6 protein-coding genes and 2 pseudogenes are annotated in these 12,028 nt (G+C 55.7%); 4 read left to right on the plus strand and 4 right to left on the minus strand.

What is annotated here, in order from left to right; translation table 11 throughout:
* Nucleotides 1-268: 268 nt before the first annotated feature.
* Complete coding sequence (locus QO005_RS20405) at nucleotides 269-1,048, plus strand: hypothetical protein (RefSeq protein ID WP_307159847.1); 780 nt, start codon at nucleotides 269-271, stop codon at nucleotides 1,046-1,048.
* Here QO005_RS20405 and QO005_RS20410 read toward each other — a convergent pair.
* Complete coding sequence (locus QO005_RS20410) at nucleotides 1,029-2,771, minus strand: phospholipase D-like domain-containing protein (protein ID WP_307159848.1); 1,743 nt, start codon at nucleotides 2,769-2,771, stop codon at nucleotides 1,029-1,031. The genes QO005_RS20405 and QO005_RS20410 overlap by 20 nt on opposite strands.
* The gene (locus QO005_RS20415) at nucleotides 2,768-6,268 is read right to left on the minus strand and encodes an AAA domain-containing protein (protein WP_307159849.1); all 3,501 of its coding nucleotides are present in this window, start codon (nucleotides 6,266-6,268) and stop codon (nucleotides 2,768-2,770) included. The genes QO005_RS20410 and QO005_RS20415 overlap by 4 nt, the downstream gene beginning before the upstream one ends.
* A 477-nt stretch (nucleotides 6,269-6,745) precedes the next feature.
* Between QO005_RS20415 and tnpA the strand changes: the two genes are divergently transcribed.
* The 3 genes and pseudogenes from tnpA to tnpC all read left to right on the plus strand — a co-directional run.
* Nucleotides 6,746-7,120 carry an IS66-like element accessory protein TnpA gene (gene tnpA / locus QO005_RS20420; protein ID WP_307159850.1) on the plus strand — a complete coding sequence of 125 codons (375 nt, stop codon included), beginning with the start codon at nucleotides 6,746-6,748 and terminating at the stop codon, nucleotides 7,118-7,120.
* Nucleotides 7,117-7,470 (plus strand): IS66 family insertion sequence element accessory protein TnpB, encoded by a 354-nt coding sequence (gene tnpB / locus QO005_RS20425; protein ID WP_307159851.1) that lies wholly within the window; start codon nucleotides 7,117-7,119, stop codon nucleotides 7,468-7,470. The genes tnpA and tnpB overlap by 4 nt, the downstream gene beginning before the upstream one ends.
* A gap of 69 nt (nucleotides 7,471-7,539) precedes the next feature.
* Nucleotides 7,540-9,050, plus strand: a pseudogene (gene tnpC, locus QO005_RS20430) (IS66 family transposase); the annotation flags it as partial.
* Here the strand turns inward: tnpC and QO005_RS20435 are convergent.
* Both QO005_RS20435 and QO005_RS20440 read right to left on the minus strand, forming a co-directional pair.
* Nucleotides 9,020-9,238, minus strand: a pseudogene (locus QO005_RS20435) (IS66 family transposase); the annotation flags it as partial. The pseudogenes tnpC and QO005_RS20435 sit on opposite strands and share 31 nt — an antisense overlap.
* Before the next feature lie 943 nt (nucleotides 9,239-10,181).
* Nucleotides 10,182-11,489 carry a hypothetical protein gene (locus QO005_RS20440; protein ID WP_307159852.1) on the minus strand — a complete coding sequence of 436 codons (1,308 nt, stop codon included), beginning with the start codon at nucleotides 11,487-11,489 and terminating at the stop codon, nucleotides 10,182-10,184.
* Nucleotides 11,490-12,028: the final 539 nt, after the last annotated feature.

Raw genomic sequence — 12,028 nt, forward strand, 5'->3', positions numbered from 1 at the left:
GTCGGCGGAGCGCATAAATTTCTGTTACCTTCCGAGGTGCGACTGCGTGCTGTTGTCGGGGTTGTGATTTCTGGGAAGTTATTACTAAGGTTGGTGCGGGTGCCCCTCTATACAAGAATGGTTCGTCAGATGATGGATGGGAGTCTCGGATCAATTGCGACAACTGGAACGGCACTTGATCTCGCATAACCGCGGCTGGGAAAAACGCCCAGAGGTCGGACAACTACGTTCAACGGGATTAGATGGTTAGAGGTTTGGGGCGACAGACATGCAAAAAAAGGACACGGTAGGTCAGGAATATTACAGCCCCCTCAAGAAAGCGGAGTTAGTTTCTGACACGATGTTTTGGGTATCTGCATTGTTGTCGTTAATAGTTCTTTTTGTCGAACCTCAGAAAAATCCAAAAGCATTCGCCGCCAGTCAAACAGCCTTTTGTCTAGCTGTCTTAGGCGTGTTTGTTTCGGGAATTGCTATACAAATTTACTGGTCATCACGTGCCCAAGACAAACGCATAGCGGATCTTTTATCCCACGCCTTTCAGGTACCCCTAATCGCTGAGCCGTCTAAGGGGTACTACAATAACAACGCCACCGATCCCGTGGTGAGATTGGCCGCAAACGTTTTGGAAAATACGCTTTTCACAAAAACCATACTTATAAAAATGTTACGTTGGGAACGAATAAAAGTGGCCGCATATACCATTGTCTGGCTTATCGCGATGCTTAATCGGGCCACCGATTTCCAAATTATAACTGCGGTCGCTCAAGTAATTTTTAGTGAACAGGTCATTGCCCGCTGGTTGCGAATGGAATGGCTTAGGAGTCAGGTCGAAAACATCCATGACGGCCTTTACTCCACCATTCAGTCTGCGCCGGCGATTAACACAAGAGAATCTCGCGCCAGAGTGATGGAAGCCTGCATCAGGTATGAGAGCGCAAAAGGGCAGGCGAAAATCGCACTTTCAAGTGCCATTTTCGAAAAGATCAACCCGAGCGTATCAAGCCAGTGGCGTCAGTTGTCGAAGCAACTCAAGCTTGATCAACAATAGAACTTTCGCGCGCGGCCAGGACTGACCTGCGCTTCTCATCAAAAATGTTCGCGATATTCGGCCCTTGTAACATGACGCCGATCTCCGCACCATTGCTGCGGAAGCCGGCGACGACTGTCGACAACCAATTGAAGCTCGAGATTACGATGTTATCGTTGTCCCACAGGAGATATTTCGCATGGAAATTGTGGGTTTGAGACAAAGCAATTTGGCGCTCCCTGATCGAGTTTGGATCAGGCACACGCCCTTCTTCGATTAAGAACTCACTAACTCGTGAATATTCCAAGTCGACTTGGCGACCGAGTTTTGCGGCGGTTTCCATTGGAGCGAGGACGGAGGTTTCCGCGGCAAGCCCAAAAATGTCGCAGCCAATCTTAATTCTAGACGCTGCCTCGTCCCTAGCCTTTGTGACACAGGCGTAATGTTCCTTGTCCGTAATCAAAGTAAGGGCGACGTTGCCTCGTTCACCGCGTTGATAACTCTGATGCTTAATTTTTGACCAAATGCCATTAAGCCGTCGTGCCACGGGGGACCAGTTCCCAACTGCTGGAAGCTGAGAGCTAAGGAGCCTGTTCAACAACTTTGACGCAAACGCTTGGCTCTGAAGGCGAACTGACGCTTCGATCCAATCAAATTCGCTCGAGAGAAAATTACAGCTTCCCACTACGCTCGTCCAAAGGCCGGTCTCCTTATCGTCGTACAAGATTACCTTTGAGTGCGACCCGGACGATGTAGGGGACAACCGGACCCGTTCGCGCACCAGGGCAGACATTTCCTTCAATGCCACTTCACAATCCGCAAACTTGGCTTTCGGCTTTCGCGTTTCTGGATCGTTATGCAGCCCCCAAAGCAGCTCAACCTTTACCTGCCGCCTAGCAGCCTTTTCGAAGAAGGGCTTTAACCGTCTCAGAGTGTCGGGTCCCAAAAAACAGGAGTGGATTATGATAGTGGTGTGCGCGACCTCGAAAATATGCGCGAGGAGATCCCAATGTTCCGGCCCTCCTACTATTATGTCGTCCGGTGTGATGTCGTCTAATGCGATAGCCGTCGGACCGCGTGCCCCTGGGGCGGTCGATGGCTCGCCCGTCTCCGGCACAGTTTTAGCAAGGGCGACGATCGAATCCCTGAGTGTGAAAGGCGCGCTCGGCGGCAGGCCCATTTCAACTTGGTCAAACGCGACGCCAATCCGTGCGAAGGGTTTCGACGGGGTTCGAAACTGCGGGGGCGTAGGCTCGAGACTTTCGTTAAGGTTTAGCCTGAACAGGTCCCTTAGAGCGGGATCATTTTGTTCAAACGTGTAGAGCAAAGGCTCGAGCGCAACGAATTCGTCCGGTAAGTCACGTTCGTAGACTAGATCCAATTCGTCAGCACGCATCCAGTGCCCGGTTACACGGTCGACACAAACAGAATCCCACTTTACATCCTTGTGCAATGTCTCAGGAAGCTCTTTTTCGAGCGCTCGCCGTATGCCTGCCGGAGTTGCGGTAAAGTAGCTGCCATGCTCACTGCTGCGTACTTCAATCCAATTTGACCGCAGCAGGTTGATCAATGCTTCAATTATCAATCGTTGAGGTAGATCTGCAAGTGCAGACAGTTCTTTTACCGTTCGGCGTGATGCGGTCGTTTCCACAAGGAGCATGTGCTCCAGCACACTCCACCTGCGGCCGAAGTTTACGAAATAGTTCACGGCGAGGCGATAGACTGGCAAATAAACGAACTTCATTTAAACAATTCCAATCGCGCCAATTTTCCCTTTAACCGAGCCGTCTCGATCACATCCATCATTTGGCCTAAGTACGCGTATTCCTCATCGGGGTTGGTAAACTGGTCACATCGGCCTGCAAAGAAATCCCAGCTTCCAACTATGATCAGCTTTTGCCTCGCTCGGCTGAGCAAAACATTCATCCGATTTTTTTCCTTTAAGAACCCCACGCTTTTCCAAGGAACGAGGGCATTGTTTCGGACGAGGCTGACAATCACGATATCGGCTTCAGATCCTTGGAACTCGTCGACCGTGGCGCCCATCCGCTTGCCAGACTTAAGGTCGAACGGTTTTTCAAACACATGTGCAAGCTTGCCATTTGAGAACTCGCGATCGATTGCATTTTTGATCGCCTCAATCTGATCATTGTAAGGGGAAAGAATTTGAATTTCGCATGGTTCGTTGGATCGGGGCCTCAATTCTTCAAGAATCTTCACAACTAGGCGGACCTCAGAGTCTGAAACGAAAAGTCCGTCGGTCTCGCCGTACGCGAACTGCTGCTTTTGAACCCATGGAACGTCACACCAAACAATTCGCTCAGGCGGTAACCACGAACCGGCCTTTGACAGGAATGGGGGGTCACCCTCGAATTTACGATGGGTCTCCTCAGGAGAATTCAAGATTGTTCCGCCGTTGCCGTCTGGGTAAAACACTTTACCAACAAGTTCAGCGATGTCCGGATGCATTCGATGTTGGTCTGTCAACGTGGCAGCCGGCCCTGTTAACGCGCCGGCTGATCGGCTTTTTTCGAAAATAGATTCAAAAAGTCGCACCATTCTGCGCCACTGATCGCACCGCTCGATGAATTCGTCTCTCCCCTCCTCCTCATCAACAATGGATGGGTCGACCAGCCCCGGAGCGAACTGGGCGCCAACTTGTATAGCGCGCCTCACCCTTAGCGGTTCGCCTAGAAGATCTGTGAAAAGTCGCACGTTGAAGGGCGGTAACTGATGATGATCCCCGATCAGGAGAAGGCGGTGACTTTCTTGAAGAGCGACAGCCATATCAAAACCGTGGGCTTTCCCCGCCTCCTCAATTATGGACCAATCAAATTTACGTCCTCGATCGGCCAGTTCAGCCAGTTCAGATGAATTCGAAGTCGAGAAGGTCAAATTTGCCGCGTCTTGAACCAGGACCTGCATTGTCCTCATGTCGGTGCCGGCGGTCAGGTCGGCAGAAGTACTTTGTGACATCGCTTCATCGACTCGCTCCTGCAGATAATCAGGCGATCTTTTATGCAACTCACTGTTGCGCAGTCGGGTCAGGAGGTCCCGCGTGACATTTGCCACGTCGTGTACATCGTCTTGCGGTGCTTTTCCTCCCAGCCGCAAAATTATAGGGCGCTCCCCATGGGGATATTCGCTAAACAGCTCATTCAGCTTTTTCCGGACATCATCTACCGTATGGTGCGAGTGGGCGGTTAAAAGTACTTGCGCGCTGTGGTCTTGCTGGAAGAGGCGATCGGCAAAAGCGGTGATGAGTGTTGTTTTACCCGTTCCGGGGGGACCCTGAATGGCGAAGGAAGGCTGGGTCTTCCAGAGAGCTTCCAGGGCGTCCAACTTCGATGGATCGAGTGGGATCTTTTTCCTGGCGTCGGGAAGAGGATCGGAGCTCTTGTGGGTTGTTTCTATCGGCGAATTCAACGTTCTTAACAAGGTCTCATACAGGCGAAGGTCATCGATCGCCTTGTGCCTTCGCCGAAGTTGGGTAATCGTACCCCCGTGATTTCGGGCAAGATACGCCTTGCCTTCTCTAACAGGAACTGGACCTTGAGCGCGAAAAATGTAGCGCGGCCCTTCGCGGTGCGGAATTGCGCCCGTGAATCGCCATTGCGCTGTTGTCATCTCGCTTCCGATAGTCCGTCTTTCGAGGAACGAGTATCGGTCACGGATCGGGTCCTCGTCGTCATCAGCGGTGAGCGCTTCAGCACCCAGATTGAACCAGTCGCCGAGCTGTTCGGCAGGAGACGGCAAGTTCAAATACCTTGCGAGATCTGAACGCTCGGGCTCATCAAAAGGAGTGACCTCAATCGTCGTGTCGTTCGCGGACCTGTCAGTGACCAGAATTCTAACGGGACAAATTTGGGCTGCGGTGACGACGGTATCGAGCTGCTGTGTAATACGGAAAAAGTCATGAATGTTTCTCAAAAAGGAGGGCAGCTGTGCCTTCTGCTTTCGGAACTGGAAGACCTGATCCCAAGCAGCGCTTCGGTCACGGATCGTCCGCAAGTTCCGACGAGCGTGCACATAAAGTTGGATATCGATTCTTCGGGAACCGAGGCTGAAAAATTGATCATCGACGCCGATTCGAGGTGTTGACTGAACCGACTCGCAAAACGCAACATCCCAGGTTGATAGTCCATCCGAAGACCAGGCGCGGACCTCATATTCCAGCCGTTCGCCCTTGATGATGTAGTAGGGTGCGGGAGAGGAGGCTCTCGCTGTGATGCGGACATCTCCTCTGATGTCGTTCATCACCCATTCTTTCTGAGCTATCGGATCAGAAGCTTTTGCTTTGCCCTCGGAAACTGCCTCAATGATTTTTGCGATCTCAAGATCGGGACGCAAGCGTAGAGCTAAGACGAGATCGCGTCCGTAGCTTGCCGTGACGCTTGATAAATCCCTGATGATTGCGCGTACTTTCTGAGTTATCTCTTCCGCATCGCACAGCCGCCGTTCTTGTTTCTCTTCCAGAAGGCGTATTATGAGTTCTCGCTCACTTTCCCTGAGAGAGCTGAAATCGCCCACGACTTTCTGAAGAGCGGAGCGGTTTTTTATCGATTTTAGGGGTACACCGAAGAGCTCAGATACCATCAATCCGAAGTCGTACCAATCTGTAGCGGTGGAGTATTCCCCCTCGGGCTTCTCCAGCTCGGGAGCAATGAATTTCGCGCTACGACCGACTTTCGCTGCGACGCCCTCTGATCCCGCGACACGCAGCGACCACTCAAACCCACTCAGTCTGAAGTCGCCTTGTCCGTCCGGACCAACGAACACGGAAGATGGAGAGAGCGACCTGTGAATGGTGCCTTCTGCATGGAGTATTGAGAGTGCCTCCGCAACCCGCAGGATCCCTTCCCAAAGTGGCCGCCGCCGGCCGACCTCTGAAAGATTTAGAAGCCAGTGATGGCGGTTCCGATGCGACAAAACATCGGACAACAGCATTGATCGCCCGCCATCCATAACCGCATAGAAGTGAGCATCATTCGCGTCCAGATCTCTTAGGCGAACAAACAGTTCCGAAGCGCCTGGATAACCCTGCAAGCGCATCAATCCGCGTACTTCGCGATTCCAGAGAGCCTGGATTGTGGCGCCATCTCCTGCCTGTCTAGTCCAAATTTTTAGATAATAGATATCAGCGGCATCTTCCGCTTGCCAAAGGTCAGGGATTCCTTTCGTCGGATCACCCGAGATTATTTTACGCGTAAGTCTGTATCGTCCGATCCTTCGGTCAGCCATTTTTTCCTCCTTGAGGGATCAGACTAATTCAACGCTGGCGGGTAATGATACAGTAGATTTCGGATGAGAGCGTTTTTTCACTGCAATTGCTTGTTCGCCATATTCGAAACCTGACTAACCCTCTAGGCTTCCAAGCGCATCCAAGGCGGGGCGTGATCGGCGCCGAGGAGACGGTGGGCACATCGTCGGCCACGATGAAGCCGCAGCTGATTTCCGAGCGGAGGGAAGGCCCGATGCAAGATGCATTTGGAGGCGCCACCTCGGGTGACGGCAATTCCGCTCTACATTAAATTAATACGGCAGTCGTGTATTGAGCGCGTTTAGTCTCTTACTTCAGGGTCCGTGTGAATTCTAGCCAGTAGAAATATACCTGAGTTAAGCGTAACCGCTGTCCCACTCCCACGTTGCTCGTTGCCGCCTGATCTGTGATCGAGGTTTCCGTGGATGAAGAACGGGAGTTTCTCCATGGAGACTACAATGGAGTTTCTCACAACCAGAAAGCCTGGACGTGAGGTTCATCGACACTGGCCGGACGAGGTCAAGGCGAAGATTGTCTCGGAAAGTTTGAGACCTGGCACGACAGTCAATGAAGTTGCGCAGCGCTATGGATTGCGAGCGAACAGTCTTTCCACCTGGCGGACGATGGCGCGGCAGGGCAAGCTGATGCTCCCAGCACCGGAGGATGCGGTAGAGTTCGCAGCGGTGATCGTTGATCCGCCTGTTTCTGAACATCCGCCTAAAATGCTCGATCGCCCCGAGATCATCGTGGGCCCGGTCACGATCCGTCTTGAGGAAGACGCATCTGCTGCCCGGATCGCGGCCATCACTCGGGCACTGATGGCGGAGACATGATCTTTCCGTCAAACCGCGTACGGATCATGGTGGCGACCAAACCCGTCGACTTCCGCAAGGGTCATGACGGATTGGCGGCCTTGGTGAAGAACGAGCTGCACAAGGACCCGTTCACTGGAACGGTCTTCGTGTTCCGGTCCCGCAAGGCGGATCGGTTGAAGCTGGTTTACTGGGATGGCTCCGGAATCGTCATGGCCTACAAAAGGCTGGAAGAGCACACGTATACTTGGCCCACCATAAAGGATGGGCTGATGACACTCACCCATGCCCAGTTCGAAGCCCTGTTTGCAGGCCTCGATTGGCGGCGGGTTCATGCCGTCCGGACGAGGACGCCGGAGACCGTCGAATAGCTGCGGCACGATGACTCAGCACGGCAAATTCCGAAGGCAAAGCCGCTTTCGATTTGGTACCTTCCGGCCATGCTTGATGCCGCAGACCTTCCCGATGATGTTGCCGCCCTGAAGGCGATGCTGATCGCGGCGCGGCTCAGCGAGGCGGCCAAGGACGTCGAGATAGCCAGCAAAGACGAGCATATCGCCCGTAAAGATGAGCGGATCGAAAGGCTTGAGACGCTGGTCGCGGCATTCAAGCAGGCAGCCTTCGGACGCAAATCCGAGAAGACCGATCCTGACCAATTCGACCTGGCACTGGAAGACCTGGAAACGGCCATGGCCGTGATCCATGCTAAGGACGAGGCGGACGCTCCTGCAGGAAGCAGGATTGCCAAGCCACGCGCGACCAATCGTGGGTCCCTTCCGAAGCATCTCCCGCGTATCGAGGAGGTGATTGAGCCAGAAAGCCTGATCTGCGGCTGTGGCGGTTGCCTCCATTGCATTGGCGAGGATGTCTCCGAGCGGCTGGACGTGGCCCCGGCCCAGTTCCGCGTGATCGTCACTCGTCGCCCCAAGTATGCCTGCCGGGCCTGCACCGACGGCGTCGTCCAAGCCCCAGCTCCGGCACGGTTGATCCAGGCTGGGCTGCCGACGGAGGCCACCATCGCTCATGTGCTGGTCTCCAAATATGCCGATCATCTTCCGCTCTATCGGCAGGCGCAGATCGTGAGCCGTCAGGGCATCGATCTCGACCGCTCGACGCTTGCCGATTGGGTCGGTAGGGCAGCGTTCGAACTGCGTCCCGTCTTTGATGCGCTGATCGCCAACCTGAAGCGCTCAACCAAGCTGTTCATGGACGAGACCCGTGCCCGGTGCTTGATCCCGGCTCGCGCAAAACCAAGACCGGATACTTCTAGGCGTTGGCGCGGGATGATCGCCCATGGGGCGGCAGCGCTCCGCCGGGCGTGGCCTTCACCTATGCGCCTGGTCGAGGAGGCATTCATGCAGAACGAATATTGCAGGGCTTCTCCGGTATCCTGCAGGTCGATGGCTATACCGGATACAACAGGCTGATTGCACCAGAGCGGGTTGGCCCGGACATTCGGCTTGCCTATTGCTGGGCACACGCCCGTCGCAAGTTGGTGGAGATCACCCGCAACGGAATATCACCGATTGCCGAGGATGGCGTCAAACGGATCGGTGAACTGTATCGCATCGAGGCCGAACTGCGCGGACGTGATCCGCAGGCTCGTCTCTCTGGACGGCACGAGCGGTCAGCGCCACTGGTCGCCGACATGCAAACCTGGCTTGTCCATCACCGTGCCCGTGTCTCAACCAAGTCCCCACTCGGCGAGGCCTTGGCCTACATTGCCAAATACTGGGATGGTCTGAAGCTCTTCTTGACCGACGGCCGCATCGAGATCGACAACAACAGTGTCGAGCGAACCATCCGGCCGATTGCATTGAACAGGAAGAATGCGCTCTTCGCCGGGCATGACACCGGAGCAGAGAACTGGGCAACCATCGCTTCGCTCATCGAGACGGCCTTATGCCGCGCGCGGCATAAGCAGGTCTCGATCAAGAACAGGATTGCAGCGGCGCGTTCGCCGCCCTTGTCTGATCCCGCAAACAGCCAGTTCTTGCGGCCGAGCGCAATCGGCCGGATGGCCTGTTCAGCCGCATTGTTGTCGATCTCGATGGTGCCGTCTTCAAGGAAGCGACAAAGCGATTTCCAGCGGGACAGCGCATATCGGATCGCTTCAGCCGTCCCGGATTTTTGCGGCAGGCGTTTGATCGAGGCGCATCACGACCGGCATCGCGCCATCGCCAGGCGTCTCGCCGCCGCCACCGTCGTCGAAGGGGATGAGTTGCGGGCGATGCTCGACGGTGCGGTTGAACCCGAACCATAAAAGCCTGCTGATGCGGAAATGATTTCCGCATCGGGCCTGCGCCAGAACTGCCAATCCGGGTTCCCGAACGCCGATTCCTGTGCAAACGCGGTTATAGGGAGTAACGGGGGGAAGACAGAGGAATGAGGTGAACGTTTGCACAAACGAGGAAGGGCCGGCAGGGGCTGGGAAGTGCAGGCCGGATGCAGTCAAAGCCGGGTCGCAATAGCGCTATGGTCACGGGGCAGGCACATCTTGCAAGCAGCGCCAAGGTCATGGTTTGAACGGAAACGGGCCGAGAGCATGGCGCGCTTGGGAGCCGTGGCGTCGAGGACACTCATGCCCTGGCTGCCGTCAAGCCTATGCAATGCCAGTGCCTCAACGAAATCATCGTGGACGCGGACGAGTGCAGGCTTCGCGTTGTGCCGCTTGGGTCCGCAAGCTTGCGATCTTTTGCACAAGGGAAGCATCTGGACGGTGTGGCCGCGCAATTGATGGCACCTTGTGTGCGGCCCGACCCTCGCCAGCTTTAGTATGCAGTCTATTTGGTATGACGCTGTTCCCTTTGCATGCGAAAGCAAACGGTGTTTGCACCTGAATCGCTTTCTGGTGGAAGGGAATCGCACGCCGCGACATCGGAATCGCGCCAGCGTAAATTGAGTTGATGTGTCTCGATTTGCGGCCGATTTGATCTGAGGTGTCGGCGAGGCCCTACCGCGCGTCTTTCGCGGATCGCCATGCCTTCCATCCAACCCCGTTTCCCCTGCCTCGATTTGGCGCACCCAATGCCGCCCCGGCCAGCGCAGTCACGGAGGACAGCCGTTGGCATTCCCGATGGCATCAACTGCACGGTGTTCCCGGTGTCAGTTCGTAGACCTCCGAGCCTTCATTGCGGAAGACACCCATCGGGGTCTTGACCGATCCGCCACCGCTCGACACGAGTTTCCCTGCAGAGCCATCCGGGGAGAGCGTCACGACGTAGCTGCCCTTCCCCCACACGGCAAAGCCTCCAAGCACACCCTCATATGCGTAGGTTCCATGCGTTGCGTCGGTCGGTGTGAACGTGTTCGTCACGCCGCTACCAGAAATGACGAAGGGTTTGCTGAAATCGCAGATATTGCCTTCCCCATGGTAGGCATTGGCGCCACCGGAGGCAAAAAAGGCTGCCGTGTCGGTATCGAAATCCACCGAGGCAAGGCCGACCCCGCGTTTTGAGCGCGCCACAAGGTTGACGCTTGCCTTCTGGTTGGCGGTGCCAGGCGCGCCGTAGCTGAACTGGGCATCAGCGCGTACCCTTGTGTTCGCGGGGTTGAGTGTCGCTCCTCCTTGCAAGGTCGCAACCACGGTTCCACCGGTTGGCTGGCCGTCCATTCTGGCACGGGGTTTGGCAAGAACGTCGAAGGCGGTGGACGGCGCGACTTTGCTGCGCTTCGATGGCGTCGTCTCGACAGACAGCGTGACGCAATGACCATTTTCGATGGCACGCTCGATACCGATCACGATCTGACCCGCAGCCAGTTCCGCCGTGGCGCGGATGCTGTCCGCAATGTCGACGGCTCCCGCCGTCGCCTCGCCGCCTGGCGTGTTCACAATCCGGTCGCGCACCGGCGTATCGCCGACCCTTGTCCAACGGATATTCGCCTTGCCGCCGCTCTCGCTGCCGGACGCGGTGTAATCGACATTCGTATCAGCAACGAGCCCGGCATTGCGGGCCTCGTCGTCGAACTGGAGTATGCCATCCACCGTGACGTTTACAGTCGCGTTCGCGGTGCCGCCCTTCCGCGAGACGACGCTCCTCGAACTGAGAGAAATCGAAACACGCCCATCCGAATTCGGGCAGCGGTCGAATTTGATCTTGGTCTCGACCTTGCCGCTGAGGCCGCCCGGCAAATCGCCCTCATAGGCTTTCTCGATGGAGATCGCGCCGTCCTCGACCTTGACAGCACCACCCGAATTGCTCGGGGCTTCCACCGGCGTCTCGCCGCTTTCTGACCTTGCCTCGGCGAGTTTTCCGGCCAGTGTGGCTTCCATCATCGACGAACCCGGGCCGATCAGCGCAAGTGCACTACCGGATTCAGCACGAGCTTCCGGGACGAACATCGATGTCACCACGATTGCCATACCGAACCCCAGCTTCCGGCTGTGCATGCCCGCCTCCCACAGCGCGTGTCGTCTTTAGCCAATCCAGGGAACACCAGTGGCTCGGCGCACACCCATGTCTCGGCTTGTTTACACTCCGCGAGAGACGCCAAATAGCGATGCTCGCCGGAGAAGAAACGGAGAACACAATAGAGAAATTCAATAAGGACGGTACGGCCATTCGTGGGTGAAATCACCTCCGTTCGGCGTTTTCAGGCGTGAGCTTGATCGTGTCCCGCCGCGTGGTGTGGCTTCGGCGGTCGCCGTGTCTTCCTGACAGGGCCGGGAATAGATCAGCTTGCGGCTGACAGACTGATGAGCGGATCATCGCTCATCGTGGCGATTGTCTCAAGTGTCATGTAGCGGGATCGTTGGACGACCCACTTGATGGCATGGACCGCTCCCTTCCCCTCGGCGAATATGGCGGTGTCTTTTAGCCAGAAGGAGCGTTTCCATGCCTGTTGTTACCGTTGGTCTCGACCTTGCAAAAACAATCTTTCAAGCGCACGGCGTTGATGAGGCCGGTCAAACCGTTCTGCGCCGTCGCC

Origin of the sequence: Allorhizobium paknamense, assembly GCF_030815125.1 — a bacterium.
Taxonomy (GTDB): Bacteria; Pseudomonadota; Alphaproteobacteria; order Rhizobiales; family Rhizobiaceae; genus Allorhizobium; species Allorhizobium paknamense.

Bases quoted from the DNA above. Each gene is read 5' to 3' on its own strand.
- QO005_RS20405 (WP_307159847.1), top strand. From the start codon at position 269: ATGCAAAAAAAGGACACGGTAGGTCAGGAATATTACAGCCCCCTCAAG.
- tnpB (WP_307159851.1), top strand. From the start codon at position 7,117: ATGATCTTTCCGTCAAACCGCGTACGGATCATGGTGGCGACCAAACCC.
- QO005_RS20415 (WP_307159849.1), bottom strand. From the start codon at position 6,268: ATGGCTGACCGAAGGATCGGACGATACAGACTTACGCGTAAAATAATC.
- tnpA (WP_307159850.1), top strand. From the start codon at position 6,746: ATGGAGTTTCTCACAACCAGAAAGCCTGGACGTGAGGTTCATCGACAC.
- QO005_RS20440 (WP_307159852.1), bottom strand. From the start codon at position 11,489: ATGCACAGCCGGAAGCTGGGGTTCGGTATGGCAATCGTGGTGACATCG.
- QO005_RS20410 (WP_307159848.1), bottom strand. From the start codon at position 2,771: ATGAAGTTCGTTTATTTGCCAGTCTATCGCCTCGCCGTGAACTATTTC.